This is a genomic window from Paenibacillus glycanilyticus (assembly GCF_051200795.1).
Classification (GTDB): Bacteria; Bacillota; Bacilli; order Paenibacillales; family Paenibacillaceae; genus Pristimantibacillus; species Pristimantibacillus glycanilyticus.
Genome location: NZ_CP195155.1, coordinates 246,162 through 266,480 on the forward strand (window position 1 = coordinate 246,162; position 20,319 = coordinate 266,480).

Genomic DNA, 20,319 nt, shown 5'->3' on the forward strand with positions numbered 1-20,319 from the left:
TCCTCCTCATTACCGCGGGGGGAAGGCTTCTTTTTTAAAGTGATATTTTCGCCTTCTTATACTCGAACCTTCTTTTTCTCCCGAAACAATAGGAAGAACAGCATTGAAGCCGTTACATACAAAAACCCAGTGATGCTAAACGTAATGGCATATCCCCAGTAGTAGCCATTAGCCGTAATGAGATGGGAGTGGAGAGGACCCATCGTGGCCCATCCTATCATGAAGGCGGTCTGCATACAGGAATTGGCTAAGCTTTGTTTCTTGGCGGAGACCCGGTCCATAAGCGTAGCGGATAGGAGCGGATTAGCCGCGTTCATTAGGGCCTGCCGGAATAAGAAGCTGATTGAAGCTACAATAAGCATATTGGTGAAGCCGGTAATCAGCAGGAACGGAAGTGATAAGGTCTGGAAAATCACGATTGCTTTCACCTGTCCGACCCGGTTAACCAGCTTTGGACCAATCAGCATGGAGAAGATGGTCATGACTTGTCCAAGCGCCAGCAGGAAGCTCATCCCGCTTAGCGAAGTTGAGAACCGATTCGTAAAATACAAATTTAAGTAAGGAATGACAAGTCCGGAACCAATTCCGATTAGCAGTTCCACAGCCGCAAACACTGCGATAAAGCTAAATTCCCCTTTTGTCGGAGTAGATTGGTTGATCGCCGCTTCGGCAGGTTTCTCAGGCTGCTTCGTTTCCTTCATAGCCTGCAAGGGCAGGAAGGCTGCTATTGTTGCTATACTGCCCGCAAACAAAACAAGCTTGAACGAAAGCCTTTCACTTAATCCTGCTGCTTGCAATACATCGGAGATAACACCTCCGCCAAGGCTTCCAGCCACTTGGGCAGCAAGGACAAAGGCAGAGTAGATGCTGAATATGCGCAGCCTGTGTGTCTTAGCCACATTGGCGGCAAGGAAGGGAATCGCAAGTACTTGAAAGATGGTAGCAAATAAGCCAGTTAGGACTGCGGTGATCAGGAGGCTGCTCTCTGATTCGAAAAAAGAGCGTCCAACGAGTACGATCCCGCTGCATAAGGCGCCAATGACGAGTAATCTCTTGCGGCTGCCGCGATCACCAAATAAGCCAATCGGGATAAAACATAAAGCCGTCGCAAGAGACTGCATGCTGACTACGGTTCCGCTCATGGCATCTGGATAGCCAAGCTCATGGATATATAAGTTGTATAATACCGAGAAAAGCCCCGTTCCGAATTGATATAACATGTTCGACAGGAAGAAGAGACGGATGTTGCGGGACCAGCCGTTCCACTCTGCGGTGGTGGATTGAATGAATTTCATGATGTAAGTGCCTCCTGGTGCTATTCCAACCACCTACATTACTACCACGGCAGCTATAAAGCAATCGGAAATTATAGTGGATCATGGTATGCTAAAATGAATAATCACATATAGTCCTGTTTGATCTATATGTGATTATTCGTACTTCGTAAGCATTATAGTAGATAATTGAGAAGAGGGAAAAGGGATGCAGACGTTTGTTGTACTGGGAAGTATTCTGATGGCTGTCGCAGTTGCGATTGGTGCGTTTGGCGCACATGCGCTGAAGAGCAAGATCGAACCTGATAAGCTCAAGGTGTATGAGACGGGTGTGCAGTACCACATTATCCACGCATTGGGATTAATCGGCGTTGGCCTCTTGACGGACCGTTATCCGGATGCAGGCATCATCGTAACGGGAGGCTGGCTCTTGGCGGTGGGGATTGTATTGTTCTCGGGAAGCCTGTACGTGCTCAGCCTAAAAAGAGTGCGTCTGCTTGGTCCGGTTACGCCGCTTGGCGGCTTGTCCTTTATTGTAGGCTGGGTGCTCATTGCGATTGGCGTGCTGTAAAAAATGGGACAGCCTCCTGTATTCGACACTTTGGCTTCTCGCATTCTGCCTCCGGCTTCCTCGTTGAAGCTATCTCGTTCTTACCGGTGCAGAAGAGGCAGCCTAAGCTTCTCGGGAACATGGCTGCTGCTGTCCCTTCAAACGCATTTACTCGGAACCGTTGCCAAAGCGCTTCGCGTTTCGAATCCGCGCGCGTTCGATTTCGACCTCGCGGTTGCGCGGCTCGGCATTCGTGACCAGCGAGCCGAGCAGCTTGCGCGCCGCCTCTGCGACCTCCTCAATCGCTAGATGGAACACTTCCTCATTCGCCTTAGACGGCGTGTTGAATCCGGATAATTTGCGGACGAACTGGAGCGCTGCCGCCTGAATTTCCTCATCGGATGCCGGTGGATCGAAATTATACAGCGTCTTAATATTTCGGCACATAAAGCTTCTCCTTTCGGTTGTCCAACGTTGCCTTTATGATACTATATCGACTGCGGCCGGGCCAGCCGGGTTCTAGCCGCCCCATGTTCATCACGCCGGCCATGAAGGATGTTGGAACAAAATATAAAAAGCCAGCCGCAAGAGGCTGGCTTTTGTGCGTTTGGATAAAGAGAGAGGAGATTACTCGGCTAAAGCCTCTTTCGTAATCCGTTCGATATCTATCGGGGATTTCACGCCTTGCGCGACAAGGTCGGGGAGAATATGCGTGAGGAAGTAATCGACGCAATGGAGCTTGATTTCTTTGATTTTGATCAGGGCTGACCGATACATGACGATAAATTCTTTTTCCGTGTTGCCCAGCTGCAGCTCGATAAAAGCTTCGTAGATCTGATCCAGCTTATCCGCCACTTCGAGGATCTGGCCCTCCACGGACTGGTCCTTCCCTTCGCGCAGCTGTCTGCGAAAAGTTGGTTTGAACTCCTCCGGAATATGATCGTCGATAAAATGCGCGACCATGCCTTCCTCCACCTGCAGCAGCATGGAGCGCAGCTCCATGGAGTAATGCTTAACGGGGGTCTTAATGTCACCGATGAAAATTTCGCCATAGTCATGGCTGCTCGTAATTTCATAGAGCTTCTTCCAATCCACGGCGACTCCGTTCATTTCTTCAATATCCGCCAAAGTCTTCGCGTATTGAACGACCTTCCAGGAATGCTCGGCCACGCTATGCGCCTGAAATTTAAATTTCCCCGGGCAGCGAATAATCCTCTCGAGGTCGGTTAACGAGTGAAAGTACGTATGAATTCCCATAAGCTGAATTCCTTTCTTGGAATAAGGTAGTTTATATTCTGCTGCATGGCTCCAGTATATATCCCAATTGTTATTGGACCGTTAACGATATTTGGGAATTAATGTTTAAATTGCATTTGTACAATTAATATAGGAAAAAAGTTGAATGTTTATTATGTTTTCACGATATAGAATTTGTTATGATAATAGTTAGTGCATGTAGAAACTGATTAGGAGATAACATTATGAATACACATGGCATTCCATTAGAAGGTTTTGCGGCGTTCAGCAGGAAGGTTGCGGCGGAAGGCGCCGTTTTGCTTAAGAACGACGGACAAGTGCTCCCGGTTCGAAGCGGGGAAAGCGTTGCAATCTTTGGCCGGACGCAAGTGAATTACTACCGCAGCGGGACCGGGTCGGGCGGCAGCGTAAACGTAACCCATACGACAAATCTGCTGGACGGCATGCGAAGCAAGAAGAACGTTAAGGTTAACGAAGAGCTGGCAGCCGTTTATGAGAAATGGATTGAGCAAAATCCTTTCGATAACGGCGGAGGCGGCTGGGCGGCGGAGCCTTGGCATCAGAAGGAAATGCCGCTATCGGCAGAGCTTGTATCGCAGGCTAGAACCCAATCGGACAAGGCGATTGTTGTTATTGGACGCACGGCAGGCGAGGATCAGGACAATGCGGCAAAGCCGGGCAGCTATCTGCTGACGGATGAAGAGATCGCTATGCTGCAAGCCGTTACGGCGCAGTTCGAGCAAACGGCCGTTGTGCTGAACGTATCCAATATTATCGATATGAGCTGGTTAAACAGAGAGGAAATGAAATCGATTCCATCCGTTATCTACGCATGGCAAGGCGGCATGGAGGGCGGCAACGCGATTGCCGACGTTCTGGTTGGAGACGTAACGCCTAGCGGCAAATTAACGGATACCATTGCTTATTCGATTGAAGATTATCCGTCGACCCGCAACTATGGCAATGAGCTCAACAACTTGTACGAGGAAGATATTTATGTCGGCTACCGCTACTTCGAGACGTTTGCGCCGGAGAAGGTTCAGTTCGAATTTGGTTATGGCTTGTCTTACGCAACCTTCGCCAGCGTGACGGAGCAGGCAAAGCTTGCGGTCAAAGACGGAAAGGAATATATCGAGCTTGGCGTTACGGTGACCAATACCGGTTCGGTCTACTCGGGTAAAGAAACGGTGCAGGTCTACTACGAAGCGCCGCAAGGCCAGCTGGGCAAGCCTGCAAAAGCACTGGCGGCATTCGCCAAGACCAAGGAGCTTCAACCTGGCGAATCGCAGCGGCTTACGTTAAGTTTCCCGGTTGATGCGATGGCCTCTTACGATGATGCAGGCGTGACGGGTCATCCTTCCGCATACGTGCTGGAAGCGGGGACGTACCGCATTTATGCAGGAAATAGCGTCCGGAATGTCTCGGCGGCAGCCGTAGACGGGCAAGAAGGTTATATCGTAGAAGCCCTTCGAGTGGTTGAGCAGCTTGCGGAAGCAATGGCTCCAACGGTCAGCTTCTCGCGATTGAAGCCGGGCGCCCGCAAGGAAGACGGCACGTACGAGCTGACTTCCGCGGTAGTGCCGGTTCGCAAGATTTCGCTAGCGGAGCGAATCGAGAACAACCTGCCGGCCAGCCTCGCGCAAACGGGCGATCAAGGCTACAAGCTGCAGGATGTAGCGAGCGGTAAAGCAAGCATGGAGTCCTTCATCGCACAGCTGAACGATGAAGATCTGGCTGCTATTGTCCGGGGTGAAGGAATGTCCAGCCCGAAGGTGACGTCGGGTACGGCGTCGGCTTTTGGCGGGGTGAGCGAAAATCTGCTTGGCTTCGGCATTCCGGTTGCCTGTACGGCGGACGGTCCATCGGGTATCCGTATGGACAGCGGCCATAAAGCTACGCAGGTTGCCATCGGTACCCTGCTTGCAGCGACTTGGAATACGGATCTTGTGGAGGAGCTGTATGTGCTGGAAGGACGGGAGCTGCTCAGCAACGATATTGATGCCCTCCTTGGACCTGGCCTTAATATCCGCCGCAGCCCGCTCAACGGCCGCAACTTCGAATATTTCTCTGAGGACCCGCTGGTATCCGGGGCTTTTGCGGCAGCTTGCACGCGCGGTATTATGAAGGGCGGCTCGAATGCGACGCTGAAGCATTTTGCCTGCAACAATCAGGAGCAATACCGTCACCGCGTGAACGCGGTTGTATCGGAGCGCGCGCTTCGCGAGATTTACCTGAAAGGGTTCGAGATTGCGGTCAAAGAGGGCGGAGCCAATTCGATCATGACCTCCTACAATCCGATTAACGGCCATTGGGCGGCATCGAACTATGATTTGAACACAACGATTCTTCGCGGCGAATGGGGCTTTAAAGGGATCGTTATGACCGACTGGTGGGCGGTTATGAATGATGTCACAGAGGGCGGCCAGGCTGACCGAAAGTTCACGAACTGGATGGTTCGTTCCCAGAACGATCTGTACATGGTGGTGTCTAACTACGGCGCGGAATCCAATGTATGGGGAGACAATACGCTGGAATCGCTGGAGAACGGAACGTTAACCCGCGGCGAGCTGCAGCGCAGCGCCATGAACATTTGCGATTTTATTATGAAAGCGCCGGTATTCGGGAGAGAGCTGGTGACGGAAGAGAAGGCAGAGCGGTTTGAGCCGGACGCGGAGCTGTCCGCGCCGCAAGCGCAGTCGCTGACCGACCGTGCCCAGGTGGCGTTTACGGCGGGAGAGCCGGCTGTGATGAAGGTCGAACAAAGCGGCGTATACCGGATTACGGTCCATTTGATGTCGACCGAGTTCGCATGGGCGCAAAGCGTATGCAACGTGTTGATCAACGGCAAGCTGATGACCACCGTTCAGACGAACGGCACGGAAAGCGCCTGGATCCGCCAGAAGCTGGTGAAGGTGGAGCTTCCGGCAGGCTTGTATGAGCTTAAGCTGGATTTCGTGAAGCCGGGTATGCAAATTGACTGGATAGAGTTCGTACAGGAATAACGACCCTGCGTATGCGAGTGGGATGCCTTTGGGCATCCCCTTTTTATAGCCTCATTTGATATTATTCCGCTGTCCGTGTATGGTAGAGGCAGCGAAATTTTTGGATTGTTTTCTGAAATCATACAATTAAAGGAATGGTGTAACGTTTTGGATGAATTAATAAAAGAATTGCAGCAGATGAACATCCAGTATGCGATTAAAGGCGAGGTTAAGACCAGGCTTGCGGAGATTTTGCAGCTTCTGACAAAGGACAAGCTGAATCTGCTGGCCGGAAATTACGAGATTAAAGGACGCTCCAAGCTGAAGAAGCAAGAGCTTGCGGATGCGGTTCAAGCATCGATCATGACTTCGGAAGAATTGAGCATGGCGCTCCTCATGGCTACCTCCCAGGAGTGGGAGCTGCTGCAGAAGCTTCTGGTTGTTCCATCGCTGCAAGATGATACTGTGGTTCCCGGAGCTTATATATTTCTGATGAACGCAGGACTTGTCTACTCGTTCTACGAGGAGGACAAGCTGTATTACGTACTGCCCGAAGAAGTGAAGGAGACATACGCGAAGGTTGTGAATCCGGCCCTGCTGAAGGAGCGCGAGCGCTGCCAGCAGGTATTCGACTATATTCTTGCGGCCACAAATTTATATGGCGTTTGCTCGTTTGATCAATTGATCGAGATCTACAATGCACAGAACGAGGATCAGCTGAATGAGGCAGAGTTTGAACGCATCAGCCAATTGCTGACCCGACGGGAGCAGAGCTGGCATGTGGCGGATAACAGACTGCTTGCGGACTATTATGACGAGGACAATGAGGAGGAGCTGGAAGAACTGCTGGCGAGCGTTGCCGGCAAGCCTTACTATATCCCGGACAAACAAGAGTTTCTCCGCTATGCGGACTATGGCTACTATGAGGTAACGCCTCAATTGGCCGGACTCGAGAAGTATGTTCTTCAATATTTGTGCCCGGAAACAGACGTTGTCGAGGATCTTATCTCAGAAATTCAATTTGACTGCTCCATGGCAAAGCCGCTTGAAGAGATCATGATGGGCTTCGAAGCCAGGGGAATCGAGATTCCGTCAAGAGAGCAGCTGGAGATGGTTGTTCATCTGGTTATCAACGTATACAACAATACCCGGATGTGGTCGAATGGCGGCTTCAAGCCTAACGAACTGGATTCGTCCGGCGCGGGAGTGGCTCCTGTAAACAACGTCGTGCCGATGCAGCAGCGTGCCGGATCGGCCAAGGTTGGCCGGAATGAGCCTTGTCCATGCGGAAGCGGGAAAAAATACAAGAAATGCTGCGGCGCTTAGTATAGCACTGGCGAGAACACCTTTAACCTTCACGGTTGAAGGTGTTTTTGTTTTTGCCTAATGGAGGAAAATGCCAGGGTTATGTCGAAAGCTAAGGAAAAATAGGGAAATTTGTAGGATGGTAATTGGAATAACTAGTCGAAGGGGTAAAGACAGCATGTATATGTTTCGGAGCCGGTTGATACTGAAGTTAGCAGTGATGATATTGGCGATTCTCGTTCTTCTATCATCTGCCTTGATCTACATTCAGGTTCAGAATACGAAAAAGGCAAGCGAGGAAGCGATCGGCAATTTCAATATTCATATGGCGGAGGCTTATGCCGGGCAGTTTGATGTAAGCGCTTATGCGGATTTTTTGAAGGACCAGAAGGAGAATGATCTGTACTGGTCGATCCGGGAGCAGATGAATGAGTACCGGGAACGTATTGGGGCGATGTACGTCTATACGGTGCAGATTAACGATAAGGGTGAACCGATTCTGCTAATCGATGGGCAGCCGAAGGATTCGGACTCCGCTTCACCGATTGGCGAGGTAACGGATATTCCATCGGACGCTATCGGGAAGCTGAATAACGGGGAAACGGCCAAATCCGGCATCATCCGCAATGAGGAGTACGGAGATTATATTTCCTCGTACGCACCTTTGCGCGATGCGGGCGGTAAGATGATCGGCGTGCTTGGCATCGATACCGACGTATCGGTATCGAAAACGATCTATAAAGACGTTATCGGGGACAGCGTGCCGCTTTTTATTATTATGGGAGTGCTCACTCTACTCGTGTTCCTGTTTATTGCCTTCTTCCTGGCACGTACGCTTAGACCGCTTGGGGTTATCGTAAAAGGAGCCGAGGCGATTGCTCACGGCAATCTGGCGGAGGCAAGGCAGCAGCTTCAGGTAACGAAAGTGAAGTCGAAGGACGAGATTGGACAAGTCTATTCGGCCATGACGCAGATGATCGCGCGGCTTGGTGTTACGCTTGAGGATGTCGTCCGCGATATGGCTTTGACTACTCAAAGCATTGTGCATTCCACGGAGCAGTTCGGCACCGAAGCAGCTCAGATGGTAGCGATGAACGAAAAGCTCGAGCATTCAGTAACGACGATGGCCGATGGCGCGCGTCATCAACGGATTGGAGCGGAAGAAAGCGCCAGCTCGATGGAGGATATTACGCAGGCGATCCAGCGCGTATCCGAGGCTTCCATGCAGGTATCAAGCGTATCGCATGAAGCGCTGGAATCGGCCGAGTACGGAAGGGAATCCATTCACGGGTTGCGGCAACAGGTCGAGCTGATGGCCTCGGTAGCCAAGCAGACGGCAGATTCAGTAGAATTGCTGCAAACCTATATGCAGCAGATTGAGCCGGTGCTTCAGTCGATTACGAGCATCTCGGACCAGACGAAGCTGCTTGCGCTGAACGCTTCCATAGAGGCAGCCCGCGCAGGGGAGCATGGTTCGGGCTTCGCCATTGTAGCCGGAGAAGTGCGCAAGCTGGCCGAAGCGTCGGCTATCTCGGCATCTCAGGTAACATCTTTACTCGAACAGATTGGACAGGAGTCCGTTCACATCGGCGCGAGAATGCAGGCGGGCAGTGTCGAGATGGTAAAGGGCACGGAGCTGTCGGGCCAAGTAGAAGCGTTGTTTGACCGGACGATGGATCAGTTTATTCATGTAAACAGTCAGATTCAGGAGATCTCGGCAGCGGCTGAAGAGGTGCTGGCAGGCTCCGAGGAAGTAGCGGCTTCGGTTGAGCAGATCGCTCAGATTTCCCGCACAACCGCAGACAGCTCGGCCACCCTGGAGCAAATGTCGAAGCATCAATTGGAAGCAGCCAAGCGGATTGCCGACACAACCGAACAGTTGAAGAGCCGCAGCGCAGGCTTGGAAGCGGCGGTAGGCAAGTTTAAGCTCTAGTTATGTGTTATGTAAAGGAAAGAAGCCCTGCCTCTCATGGCAGGGCTTCTTCTTCGTAATACACCTGCAGAGTGCTCAGAGAATGAACAATGCGGTCGATGACGGCTTGCGTCTGAAAGTATTTGCGGTGGGATAAAGGCGTCCAGCTTAGCAGACCCGGGCACTCTACCTCGATATCCGCGGTGACCACTTTTTTATAGCGTTCGTTTAATGGCTTGATAGGATAGGCGATGACATCATCGGTGTCGTAGAAGTTGACCCACTCGCCAATCCCAAGTCCTTGAAGCGGTGGGGCGGGAACCGCAATCGGCACGCCAAAGTCCTTAAAGCGCAAGGCCCATACCGCAAGCGGGCTGCCAAGCGTATAGAAGTGAGTCAAAGTCTCGCCCTGCACCAGCCTGGACTCGCTTGCTCCGATAACCTCCGAGACTTTGGGTGTCAGTTTGTTATTTTGCAAGTCGTGGAAAAAGTTGCTCGATATGATAGACCCCAGGCTGTGAGAGATAATGCAGAGCGGAGCATCTTGTCCCGCGAGATCGGACAGGCGCTGCAGACATACGGCAAAACGCCGGTGAATCTCGTCATAAATATAATCATCGGGTGAAGGATCATTGTCGCGGGGGACAGCCTGATAGGCAATGGCTTCACCCAGCTGGTTAACGAAGAAGGGTCTTAACCGCATCCATTTGGCCCAGCGCAGCGGCTTGCTCCGAATACGGCTCCATAATCTTTCCTCCAGCCGGTTCACGATATCTCCCCAATAGATGCCTTCCACATACAGCTTTACGCTCGGATTCACAATAGCCATCTGGGCACACAGATTGTTGGCCAGCTCGGCATGGAAATTCTCCCTGCTCTGTCCGATCCCATGTATGACAGCAACGGCAATTTTCACGGGGACAACCCCTTCCTATGCGTAGATCATACATTAATGTATTCGCATACATTCGCTTTCGTTAAAGCAGGAGCCCTGCTAGATAAGGGAAGATGATGCCGTCCTGCGGGCTGCTAAAGGGAGTTGAGATTGTTGAAGAGAGAGGGAATTGGACTGCGGCGGACTGCAATGGAACGGACAATGTCCTATGCCGAATGGTCATTCCACGCTACGCTGGATTTCATCCAACGTAGCGTGGGTAAAACGTATCGCTGCCTCGTCTACAGTGGATTCCGTACAGTAAAATTCGCTTATATCGCCTAGTAACCTCGCTTTTGGATGATTACGCTGGAATGAATCTAGCATAGAAGCTACGTGGCAGCGGAATAGCCCAATATTACTGGAGAGATTCAAACGTACGCTCCGGCGTGGTGCCGCTGGTAGCTAGGTTAAGGTCCTTGGGGGACCTTAACCTAGTGAAATAGCTGGCTAGATAGGAGGATAAGGTCCCTAAGGGATCTTAACCATACCACTTCAAACGATAAGACCCTGCCAGGGTCTTATCCAACTCAAAAAAGCCAACAGATAGCTGGGTAGAGGATCCGCAGGGTCTTATTCCAAGTGAACCGTTGTAAAGGGAGTGAATTCGGCGGGGTTACCAAACGATAAGACCCTGCGAGGGTCTTATCCAACTCAGAAAAGCCTGCAGACAGCTAGATAGAGGACTTACAGGGTCTTATTTCATATTTCATTTGAATTTAGTACAAGCGGCGTAACCTGAACCAGCTTACATTTTCCCGAAGAAGCTGATCACGAACTCGCGGAAACGGACGGCTGCTTGGGAAAGGTAATGCTTCCGGTTCCAGGCGATGCCGAAGGTACGGCGGCAGACCGGATCCGAGATCTTGAGCTGTACGGTGCCCGGGCTCGACGCCCGGTTGCCCAGCGACAGCGGAAGGGTAAAGGTGATGCCAAGACCCATCTCGACAAGCGTCTGAATGGAGCTGACCTCTTCAAGCTCGAAGGCGATCCGCGGCTCGAAGCCGGCTTTCCGGCAGAAGCTGTCCGTAATTTCACGGAAGTTGGAGCGGGAGGAGAGCGAGATAAACGGCTCGTTCGCCGCTTCAATCAAGGAGATGCTCTCCCGCGATGCGAAAGGATGCCCCTTCGGTACTGTCAGGCAAAGCTCCTCTTCCGCAAGGGTAAGCCACTCAATATCAGGTCCGTTCATTTGGGTGGTCGAAATGCAGAAATCGATGTCGGCATTCTCGAGCTCGCTTTGCATCTCCGAAATGGAACCAAGCTGCCGCTGGATAATCCGGACATGCGGATGCTGCGTCAGAAATTCCTTCAGCATCATGGGCAGCACATAAGGCAGCGTAACGGAGATGGACACGGTACCATGCTCAAGACCCGCCATATCCGTAATTTCGCGTTCGCCTTCTTCAAGCTCGAGAAAGGCCCGTTCAACGCGGTTGAGATAAGTCTTGCCGAAAGCATTCAGCTTCACGTGCCTGCCTTGCCGTTCGAAAAGAGGCACGCCAAGCCGTTTTTCCAGTCGGTTGATGGAGTTGCTGAGCGACGGCTGGGAGACGTTCAGCTCCTTCGCGGCTTTCGTAATATGCTCATGCCGGGCAACGGCTTGAAAATATTTCAACTGGAGAAACTCCAAGCGGATCACTCTCCCTTATAACTTTCATGTGATGATTTCATTATAAAATAAGTATTATACTTTATAAATTTGAGATTTTATAATGGTTCAGCATATATAGAAAGTTTCAAACAGGGATTGGAGAGCGTTGACCTTGCTAAAAGAGAAAATCTGGACGAGAAACTTCGTTACTATTTGCGTGAGCAGTTTTTTCATGTTCCTGACCTTTTACGTTCTGACGACGGCGTTTCCGCTGTATGTCCGGGATAACCTGCACGGCGGCCAGCAGCAGATGGGTCTTGTCATTACGATTTACGTCATTGGCGGCGTACTGATCCGGCCATTCTCCGGCCAATGGGTCGACCGCTTCGGCAAACGTAAAATGGCGATTATCGGGATGATTATTTTCCTGCTCGCCTGCCTCAGTTATTTCGGAACGAAAGGCATTATTCTGTTCCTTATTGTCCGCTTCATTCACGGCATGAGCTACGCGGTTGCTTCAACGGCGATGAGCACGGTTGCGGCAACGATCGTTCCCGTGTCCCGGCAGGGTGAAGGAATGGGCTATTATACGATGTTTATGAGTATCGCGATGGTCGTGGGTCCGGCGTTGGGGTTGTTCCTGTGGAAGGACCAGAATATTAACGTGCTGCTGCTTGCGATATGTATCATTGCGGCATTGTCCCTTGGCTTTGCCTTTGTGCTGAAAATGCCGGGCGAAAAAGGCCGGAAGACAGCGGCCGTTCAAGCCGCTGCTGCAACCGCCGATCCAATTGCCCAGGAGCAGCCGGCAAAAAAAGGCTGGCGCTTGAGCAGCTTCCTGGAACCGGCGGCACTGCCGATCTCGCTTGTTGGCTTTATTCTTTCGTTTGCCTATAGCTCTTTATCCAGCTTTATGGCCTCGTTTACCGATGAGATTCACCAGTCGCAGGTGACCGGCACCTTCTTTATGGTGTTTGCCGTGATGATCGTCGTTTTCCGGCCGGTTATCGGCAAAGTGTTCGACCGTTACAAGGAGCATTATTTGTATTATCCGGGCATTGGCCTGTTTGCGGTGGGCATGTTCCTGCTGAGCCAAGCGCATTCCGCGGCTATGGTATTGTTCGCCGGCGTTAATATGGGGATCGGCTATGGCGCCTTGCTTCCGTGCTTCCAGACCCTTGCGATCAAGCTGTCGCCGGAGCATCGGCGGGGCAGCGCCAACGGTACGTTTTTCCTCATGTTCGACCTTGGCTACGGGCTAGGCTCGTATTTCATGGGGATGATCGCATCCCTGACGGATTACCGGATGATGTACCTGGTGGCAGGTATTGTCGCGGTGATCTGCGCCGGCGGCTATTATATCCTGCATCATCGCCCTCGGGCAAAAAAAGCTGTTCGCGCGCAGCAAGCAAATGTTGCGTAAGGCAGGGGATAGACAAAAAAAGAGGCCATCACAGGCCCGATGCAAAAGGAAACGGACTGGCGTAATGAGAGCGCTAGTCCGTTTCCTTTTGTTCATTTTTCGCTTGTTTAAGCAGATTCCGCTCCATATGGGCTTTTCCCCACTGATGCAGGGATTCCAAAATCGGAGACAGGCTTTTGCCGTATTCCGTGATGGAGTATTCCACCTTCGGCGGGATTTGCGGATAAATGACTCGCTTGACGATCTCTTCCTCTTCCAATTCGCGCAGATGGAGCGTAAGCATCCTTTGCGTGATATCGGGCAGCAATCTCCGTAGCTCATTGAACCGCAAAGGTTCGCCTTGAAGCAAATGATAAAGGATAATCGGCTTCCATTTGCCTACGATCGAATCCAGCGCCGTAACGAATTGACATTGGACGGTATTCTTTTGCATACGTTCGCCTCCTTCGTTTACAGTACCTTTTTTAATACTATACCACATTATTGTGCCTACTTAAAATAAGTGAGTATATATATTATTATCTACCTAGCAAATGAATTTCATTTCATAACAGAAGGGAAGTATCGAATTATGGCAACCGTATTGTACATTACCGCACATCCCCTTGATCCAGAGCAATCCTTTAGCCTCGCGGTAGGCAAGGAATTTATTGAAGCGTATCGTCAAGCAAATCCAACGGATGAAGTTATTCATTTGGATTTGTATAAAGAACATGTTCCGCAATTTGATGCTGATGTTTTGAGAGGCTGGGAAAAGCTTCGGTCGGGTTCATCTTTCGATCAGCTGACGGATGGTGAGAAAACAAAGACAGCCCGTCTTGAGGAGGTTGTTGATCAGTTCGTGGCTGCCGATAAGTACGTCTACGTGTCCCCGATGTGGAATTTCACGGTCCCGCCGGTATTGAAGGCATACACGGATGCGACTTCGATTCCGGGCAAGACTTTCAGATATACCTCGAGTGGTCCCGAAGGCTTGTTAACCGGTAAAAAAGCGTTACACATTCAAGCTAGCGGTTCCGTATATTCGGAGGGTCCTTTAGCTCCGCTTGAAATGGGCTACAGCTACCTGAATAAGATTTTACAGTTCTATGGAATTGAATCCATGGAAGCCATTTTTGTCGAAGGAACGGCCTTGCAATCCCAGGAGCAAGCACCCGCGATCAAAGAAAAAGCAATCGCGCATGCGAAAGAGCTCGCCAAACGCTTCTAATAGATTTGATATCCTAATAAAAAATCCCCACTTAGGTGGGGGTTTTTTATTTCGTTTCGGCGTCCTCGAGCTTGTGATCCTCACTGTACAGCTCGTTCAGATGCTGGATATGCATGGTTCCCCAAGCATTAATCGCTTCCAGGAGAGGGGTCATTTTCATCCCGTATTCGGTGATTGAGTATTCGACCTTTGGGGGGATCTGCATATAGATTTTCCGGTGCACGATGTCATGGTATTCCAATTCTCTGAGCTGAGAGGTCAGCATCTTTTTCGTAATGTCCGGCAGCGCCCGTTGGAGCTCGCTAAAGCGCATTGTGCCGTTGGTAAACAGCTGATATAAAATAACAGGCTTCCATTTGCCGACTAAAATTTCTAATGCGGTCTCCACCCGGCTGCAGTTCTCGTCTGCCATAATTCCTCCAATCCCAAGCGGGGCTTAAGGTTTCTTTTTGGATACTAGGTTTATTTGATGTGCCTACTTCCGCGCCTTGACCCTTGGGTTTATTATATCGCTATAAACAACACGTTATCAAGGAGGACCTATCTTATGAATATTGCATTGTGGATCGCGCAAGCATTGTTAGCTTTAATGTTTATTCCGGCAGGTGTCATGAAAACCTTCCAGCCTAATAAAGTAAAAAGCACGATGCCTTGGGCAAAGGATGCTTCTACGGGCTATGTTGCTTTTATCGGCTTGTCCGAGCTGCTCGGCGGATTGGGATTAATTCTTCCGTGGGCAACCGATATCGCGCCGGTACTGACGCCAATCGCGGCAATCGGAATCGCGGTCATTATGCTGTTTGCCGCCGTATTCCATGCCAGACGCTCGGAATACAGCAGCATCGGCATGAACGTTATTATGCTTGCCTTGGCTTTGTTTGTGGCAATTGGCCGGTTCTAAACGGGCCGGATAAAAGAAGGAGGGTACTGCAAGGGCAGTACCCTCCTTCTATTTTTCGCTACATCATAATGGCTCGCACAACGCTGTAGATCTTCGCATCCAGCAGCTTGCCGTATGGCGCAAGAGCCGGCTGATGGAGCGCGCCGAGGAACGAGGATGGCCGGTCGAACGAGATGATTGCCCCGCGCGGGCTGCCATTATCGTACAAGGTGACGCGGAACGGAACGTACAGGCTGGCTCTTCGGTCAATAGTAAGAATAGGCTCCGCGATAAGCGGATTGCCAACCAGATAAAGACGGCTTTGCTTGATGCCCCCCTGAAGCGACAGGATCTCTCCCTGATTCACCTCAGAGAAAATCATCAGTCCATGCGGGCCTTCCATCTGTTTAACAGCTGATTCTACCTGTTGCCAGGAAGCCTGCTGCTGGACTAGCAGGTTCCCGATGTACGGATCCCATCTTCCCATCTGCCGCTCAAATGCGGCGACAAGCGCTTCATAAGAAAGTCCTGTTGGAATATCGTCTCTTACGATCATCGCATAACCAGCTGTTATTGGCTCTCCGTGTCTCATCCGCGATCCTCCTTTTTGCCGGGATAAGCAGTCAGCAAATTGTATGAGAAGAAGAGGAAGCATATGACAGAAAAATTACGACAGGCCAAGCATTCGGAGGGCAAGCATAACGCTGCTGCTCTGCCGCTGGTCGGTTAAATAGGTGGCATATGCCCGAATTGACGGCGCCTTGACCGTACAAGACAGCTCAAACAAAGCCTGCGAATCGAGATAGGGCTGCGCAATGGAGCGGGGCAGGAAGCCGAATCGATCCCCTTGCAGCAGAATGGTCAGCATAATGGAGGAATGATCGATCTCCAAGGCTGGGACATAACCCGTGCCCGCAAGCTCGGCGAACCACTCCGGAAAAGGAGCACCCCACGCAAGGTGACAATAATCCGGGGACCGGAAATCCTCTTGTTGCATAACCCCGGCTTTTGGCTGCTTGGACACGAGCAGGAGCTCATCCTCGAACAGCAGCTGACGGGTTACCTTGGGATGCTCGGGCGGATCAAACCGGATCGCGAGATGCACCATACCATCAAGGAGCAGGTCGCGGACCATATAGCTGGGGTCGATATGGCTGAAGAACTTCACGGCAACCTGCGGATTGTCGCTCTTGAAGGCGAGAATCCGGGACAGGTACCGGTAGTGCCAGACCGAACCGGGACCGCTCATCACAACGGAATGCTCGAACGTGTCGGACAGCGTCAGCTTGCTTTCCGCGAACAGCCGGAGCATTCTTTCTGCGTAAGGGTAGAAGGCGATGCCTCCTTGAGTCAGGCTCACATTCCGGTTATCCCGCTGGAACAGCTCCTTGCCGACCGCCGCTTCCAATGCCTTGATCCTTGCGGTTATGGCCGATTGGGAGATGTGAAGATGCTCAGCCGCCTTCGTAAAATTAAGGAGATGAGCGATTGCGATAAACGCTTCGAGCTGGGAAGAATCCATAGGAATGATTAACGCCCTTTCATTATCGAAAATATGAATCACAGCAACCTATATTATTCGTTATACAAATGATAATCATGCCATTATGATGAGGGTATAGGCAAGCCTTGAAGAAAGATGGAGGGAGAGAACAGCATGAGCAAAGATATCGTTATTGAACGTTTAACGTCGTTAGAGACTTCGCTTGAGAAGCTGGCGGACTTGCTGGTTCAAGTTGTGGAGGACGGTGCATCCGTCGGGTTCCTGCCGCCGCTCAGCCAAGAGGAGGCGATAGAATATTGGAAGAGCGTATTGGATCCGGAGGTGATGCTGTTTGCTGCCAAAGTTGGCGGACATCTTGCAGCCACGGTACAGCTGCAGTTATGCGGCAAAGCGAACGGCTCTCACCGCGCGGAGATTGCGAAGCTGATGACCCATCCGGAATACCGCCGCAGAGGAATTGCCCGGAAGCTGATGCTTGCGGCGGAGGAGGCGGCGCTTGAGGAGAATCGGTCGCTGCTTGTACTGGACACGAGAGAAGGGGATCCTTCCAATCTGCTGTACCTGTCTTTGGGTTATCAGCTGGCGGGCCGTATTCCGGATTTCGCGAGATCGGCTGACGGGAGCCTGGATGCCACGATGATTTATTACAAGAATATCGGCCGCTGACGGTGGATAAAACGAAACCCCGAGCCTTACAAGGCCGGGGTTTTCCGTTTGCCGCCCGGCTTCCACACGGACAGAATATACATGATGATAATCGATATGGTCTGTAATGCAATGCCGATCATAAGCCAGGTATGGTGAACGGTCAAGCTTCCATTGTCGTCCAGCCCCCGCAAGGTCCATTCGTATAAACCGATAAAGCCGATACCGATTGCAAGCAGGGTAAGCACCTCTTTGGCGATCACCCAATAGTACCGGAACAGTCCCCAAGAGGTCAGTACCGACAGCGCAATGCCCGTTAACGCAGTGCCAATCGTAGAGGCGCGTACGCTGGAATCGGCCAGCAGATGCATAATGGTATAGCAGGATCTCAGCATGGCGGCGTCATCCGTAACGGATGCGGTTAAAGCCAGAATAATAAACGCAACCTGCACGCCAAACATAATCGCCGCAAAAAGAATATGAAGCAGGAGTAAGATTCGCCGCTGCTGCAAGGTGATTTTTTTCAAGCGTTCCATTCCCTCCCTTAAATATTAAACCGATAACCGACTCCCCAGATCGTCTCGACATATTGAGGCTTTGACGGATCGCGTTCAATCTTCTCCCGCAGCTTGCTGATGTGCACGGTAACCGTTGCGTGATCGCTGCCGATCGCATCCATCCCCCAAATCTGCTCGAACAGATCCTCTTTCCGGAAGACACGGTTCGGGTGGGTGACGAGATAGAGGAGCAAATCATATTCCTTGGCGGTAAAAGACACCTCGCGCTCGTTCACGAACACCCGGCGGGACTGCTTCTCGATCCGGATGCCGTTCAGCCGCAGCTCATCCCGGTGCTGACCGTTCTGACCCTGCCCAACCAGCCGTTCATAGCGCGACAGATGGGCCTTCACCCGGGCTACCAGCTCGCCAAGGCCAAACGGCTTCAGGATATAATCATCCGCTCCAAGGCCAAAGCCGCGGATCTTATCGATCTCTTCCTTCTTAGCCGACACGATTAGGATAGGAACGTTGCTTGCTTCGCGAATCCGGCGGCATACCTCGTAACCGTCCATGGACGGCAGCATCAGATCCAGCAGGATGAGATCATACCCGCCTTGAAGTGCCATCTCCAGGCCCGAATCGCCGCGTTCGGCCATATCGACCTCAAAGCCGTGGGCGAGCAGATAATCCTTCTGCACCTCGGCAATAACCGGATCATCTTCGATAATCAAAATCCGTTTCATTGTATACCTCCATTCTCCGGCTTCTTCGCTGCAGGGAACCGGAGCTGTATCGATGTTCCTTCACCCGGCTGGCTGACAGCCGTTGTGGTTCCGCCGTGCGCTTCTATAATTTGCTTCACAATGGCGAGGCCAAGTCCGCTGTTGCCTTTGCCCGGGCTCCGCGAGGACTGCGCCCGGAAGAACCGGTCGAATACGCGGGGCAGAGCATCGGCCGGAATGCCTTCGCCGTTATCCCGTATTTGCAGGAGACAGATACCGCCGGGCTCTTCATCAAGCGAGAATTGCAGCCTTTTCGTCTCGCCGTTCATATATTGGAGGCTGTTGTCGGCCAGATTCATAAGCGCGCGGTGGAGCTTTTGCCGGTCTGCTTGGATAAGGAACTGCCGCGTGCCCGCGCTTGGGGTGAAGGTAACCTCGGTCCCGCTGAAGCGGGGATCCAGCTGCAATTCGTTAACGTACTGAATCATATAGGCCGTTAAATCAACCGTATCCCAATGGAAAGGCAGCTTGCCCGTATCCAGAGTCGAATACAGCTGCAGCTCCTCAATCATCCGGTTCATCTCGGTCGTTTTGCCTGCGATCATTTGCACGTACTTCTGCCGCTTCTCTTCCGTATCGGCAATGCCGTCCCGCAGGCAATCCGTGCAGCCCTGAATCGCGGTTATCGGCGTCTTCAGATCATGGGAGATGTTCGCCAGCAGCTCCTTCCGGCCTTGCTCCAGCTCAAGCTGTGCTCCCAGGGAGGCCTGCAGGCGAACGCGCATTTCTTCGAAAGCCGCCCCAAGCTGCCCGATCTCATCCTGCCTCCGCAGCCGAACGGGATGGTTCAGATCGCCTTCCCGGATCTGGCCGGCTGCTTCCTTCAAGGCATACAGCGGCTTAATGATGCTGCGAGAGACAAGATAGGTAAGCAGGCCATTGGTGACGATAAGCGCTCCGAGCAGGGTAAGCAGTACAAGCGGTACGAGCCGCTTGAAGAAGTCCGCGACCGGCTTCATATCGGAGACGATGACCAGCTTGCCGCTGCTGCCGTCGGGGCTTAAGAAAGGGATCGTTTCCCACTGGTCGCCGCTTGGCGGACCGGGCTGCTCCGCTTTCATGCGCCCGTCGGACAGGTTAGCCAGAATCTTATCCGTGGGCAATCCGGGCGAGGCATACGCTACTTCGTCATTCCGGATGACGATCATCCCGGCTTCTACTTCCTCTAGCTTCGATCCCGTGTCCGTCAGGAATGCCTGATCGGACAGCAGCTTGGGATCATGCTCGGCGATGAACTTTAGGCCGGAGCTCAACTCGTTGCGTCCCGTAAAGAGATCGCGAATGGAGCTGAGCGGGAACGAATGCCCGGCTTTGCCGCCTTCGCCGCCTCCGGTTCCCGGAAGGGCGTCTTTTATGAGTAGATTCCCCAGCAGCGCGATCGTCAGTCCGAACAATAGGATAGGCACGGCGATCATGGCCGCATAGGAGAAAATCAGTTTTTTCCGGATGGACATCACTCATGCACCTCATTTCTCTATCATTGTAGCCTGCCCGTTCAAATTTTCTATAAAATAAACCTGAAAAAAGTATAAATTAGTGTGGTATACATTTGTTTCGAACCTCCGTTA

At 51.7% G+C, this 20,319-nt stretch carries 20 protein-coding genes; 8 read left to right on the plus strand and 12 right to left on the minus strand.

The annotated features are described in order from the left end of the window. Positions 1–56: 56 nt before the first annotated feature. Positions 57–1,295: an MFS transporter gene (locus ACR9FF_RS01275; RefSeq protein ID WP_435168336.1), complete on the minus strand. Its 1,239-nt coding sequence runs from the start codon at positions 1,293–1,295 to the stop codon at positions 57–59. A gap of 187 nt (positions 1,296–1,482) precedes the next feature. Here ACR9FF_RS01275 and ACR9FF_RS01280 point away from each other — a divergent pair, with 187 nt between their 5' ends. After that, positions 1,483–1,845 (plus strand): DUF423 domain-containing protein, encoded by a 363-nt coding sequence (locus ACR9FF_RS01280; protein WP_435168338.1) that lies wholly within the window; start codon positions 1,483–1,485, stop codon positions 1,843–1,845. A 147-nt stretch (positions 1,846–1,992) separates the two neighbouring features. On the opposite strand, the gene ACR9FF_RS01285 is transcribed toward ACR9FF_RS01280, so the two are convergent. Then, complete coding sequence (locus ACR9FF_RS01285) at positions 1,993–2,271, minus strand: DUF2277 domain-containing protein (protein WP_127498316.1); 279 nt, start codon at positions 2,269–2,271, stop codon at positions 1,993–1,995. A gap of 180 nt (positions 2,272–2,451) precedes the next feature. Beyond that, the gene (locus ACR9FF_RS01290; RefSeq protein ID WP_127498314.1) at positions 2,452–3,081 is read right to left on the minus strand and encodes a YfbR-like 5'-deoxynucleotidase; all 630 of its coding nucleotides are present in this window, start codon (positions 3,079–3,081) and stop codon (positions 2,452–2,454) included. Between the two features lie 224 nt (positions 3,082–3,305). Here ACR9FF_RS01290 and ACR9FF_RS01295 point away from each other — a divergent pair, with 224 nt between their 5' ends. The 3 genes from ACR9FF_RS01295 (at position 3,306) to ACR9FF_RS01305 (ending at position 9,300) form a co-directional block, all read left to right on the plus strand. Further along, a complete protein-coding gene (locus ACR9FF_RS01295; protein ID WP_435168344.1) occupies positions 3,306–6,083 on the plus strand; it encodes a glycoside hydrolase family 3 C-terminal domain-containing protein in 2,778 nt (925 codons plus the stop codon). A 147-nt stretch (positions 6,084–6,230) separates the two neighbouring features. Then, complete coding sequence (locus ACR9FF_RS01300) at positions 6,231–7,388, plus strand: YecA family protein (RefSeq protein WP_435168346.1); 1,158 nt, start codon at positions 6,231–6,233, stop codon at positions 7,386–7,388. 157 nt (positions 7,389–7,545) lie between these two features. Then, complete coding sequence (locus ACR9FF_RS01305) at positions 7,546–9,300, plus strand: methyl-accepting chemotaxis protein (protein WP_435168348.1); 1,755 nt, start codon at positions 7,546–7,548, stop codon at positions 9,298–9,300. Between the two features lie 34 nt (positions 9,301–9,334). On the opposite strand, the gene ACR9FF_RS01310 is transcribed toward ACR9FF_RS01305, so the two are convergent. Continuing rightward, positions 9,335–10,195 carry a chemotaxis protein gene (locus ACR9FF_RS01310; RefSeq protein WP_435168350.1) on the minus strand — a complete coding sequence of 287 codons (861 nt, stop codon included), beginning with the start codon at positions 10,193–10,195 and terminating at the stop codon, positions 9,335–9,337. Between the two features lie 766 nt (positions 10,196–10,961). After that, positions 10,962–11,846, minus strand: coding sequence for a LysR family transcriptional regulator (locus ACR9FF_RS01315; protein WP_435168352.1), 885 nt, complete (start codon positions 11,844–11,846; stop codon positions 10,962–10,964). Between the two features lie 133 nt (positions 11,847–11,979). Here ACR9FF_RS01315 and ACR9FF_RS01320 point away from each other — a divergent pair, with 133 nt between their 5' ends. After that, the gene (locus tag ACR9FF_RS01320; RefSeq protein ID WP_435168354.1) at positions 11,980–13,230 is read left to right on the plus strand and encodes an MFS transporter; all 1,251 of its coding nucleotides are present in this window, start codon (positions 11,980–11,982) and stop codon (positions 13,228–13,230) included. A gap of 73 nt (positions 13,231–13,303) precedes the next feature. On the opposite strand, the gene ACR9FF_RS01325 is transcribed toward ACR9FF_RS01320, so the two are convergent. Beyond that, entirely contained in the window at positions 13,304–13,663 is a 360-nt protein-coding gene (locus ACR9FF_RS01325) for a winged helix-turn-helix transcriptional regulator (protein WP_127497306.1), read from the minus strand. Between the two features lie 138 nt (positions 13,664–13,801). Between ACR9FF_RS01325 and ACR9FF_RS01330 the strand changes: the two genes are divergently transcribed. Next, positions 13,802–14,440, plus strand: a complete 639-nt coding sequence (locus ACR9FF_RS01330) for an NAD(P)H-dependent oxidoreductase (protein ID WP_127497304.1) — start codon at positions 13,802–13,804, stop codon at positions 14,438–14,440. Between the two features lie 46 nt (positions 14,441–14,486). On the opposite strand, the gene ACR9FF_RS01335 is transcribed toward ACR9FF_RS01330, so the two are convergent. Continuing rightward, positions 14,487–14,852, minus strand: a complete 366-nt coding sequence (locus ACR9FF_RS01335; RefSeq protein WP_435168357.1) for a winged helix-turn-helix transcriptional regulator — start codon at positions 14,850–14,852, stop codon at positions 14,487–14,489. Between the two features lie 135 nt (positions 14,853–14,987). Here ACR9FF_RS01335 and ACR9FF_RS01340 point away from each other — a divergent pair, with 135 nt between their 5' ends. After that, positions 14,988–15,341 (plus strand): DoxX family protein, encoded by a 354-nt coding sequence (locus ACR9FF_RS01340; protein WP_435168359.1) that lies wholly within the window; start codon positions 14,988–14,990, stop codon positions 15,339–15,341. A gap of 58 nt (positions 15,342–15,399) precedes the next feature. Here the strand turns inward: ACR9FF_RS01340 and ACR9FF_RS01345 are convergent, their stop codons facing one another. Together ACR9FF_RS01345 and ACR9FF_RS01350 are read right to left on the minus strand one after the other, a co-directional pair. Then, entirely contained in the window at positions 15,400–15,912 is a 513-nt protein-coding gene (locus tag ACR9FF_RS01345; protein ID WP_127497298.1) for a DUF302 domain-containing protein, read from the minus strand. A 75-nt stretch (positions 15,913–15,987) separates the two neighbouring features. Beyond that, positions 15,988–16,842 carry a LysR family transcriptional regulator gene (locus ACR9FF_RS01350; protein WP_435168361.1) on the minus strand — a complete coding sequence of 285 codons (855 nt, stop codon included), beginning with the start codon at positions 16,840–16,842 and terminating at the stop codon, positions 15,988–15,990. Between the two features lie 135 nt (positions 16,843–16,977). Here ACR9FF_RS01350 and ACR9FF_RS01355 point away from each other — a divergent pair, with 135 nt between their 5' ends. Continuing rightward, the gene (locus ACR9FF_RS01355; protein ID WP_127497294.1) at positions 16,978–17,490 is read left to right on the plus strand and encodes a GNAT family N-acetyltransferase; all 513 of its coding nucleotides are present in this window, start codon (positions 16,978–16,980) and stop codon (positions 17,488–17,490) included. Positions 17,491–17,516: 26 nt separating this feature from the next. On the opposite strand, the gene ACR9FF_RS01360 is transcribed toward ACR9FF_RS01355, so the two are convergent. The 3 genes from ACR9FF_RS01360 to ACR9FF_RS01370 are packed head-to-tail and all read right to left on the minus strand — an operon-like array spanning position 17,517 to position 20,205. Next, positions 17,517–17,996, minus strand: a complete 480-nt coding sequence (locus ACR9FF_RS01360) for a hypothetical protein (protein WP_435168364.1) — start codon at positions 17,994–17,996, stop codon at positions 17,517–17,519. A 17-nt stretch (positions 17,997–18,013) separates the two neighbouring features. Further along, on the minus strand, positions 18,014–18,712 hold the full coding sequence (locus tag ACR9FF_RS01365) for a response regulator transcription factor (RefSeq protein ID WP_127497290.1): 699 nt from the start codon (positions 18,710–18,712) through the stop codon (positions 18,014–18,016). Continuing rightward, positions 18,709–20,205: a sensor histidine kinase gene (locus ACR9FF_RS01370; protein WP_435168366.1), complete on the minus strand. Its 1,497-nt coding sequence runs from the start codon at positions 20,203–20,205 to the stop codon at positions 18,709–18,711. Before ACR9FF_RS01370 ends, ACR9FF_RS01365 begins: the two co-directional genes overlap by 4 nt. Positions 20,206–20,319 lie beyond the last annotated feature (114 nt).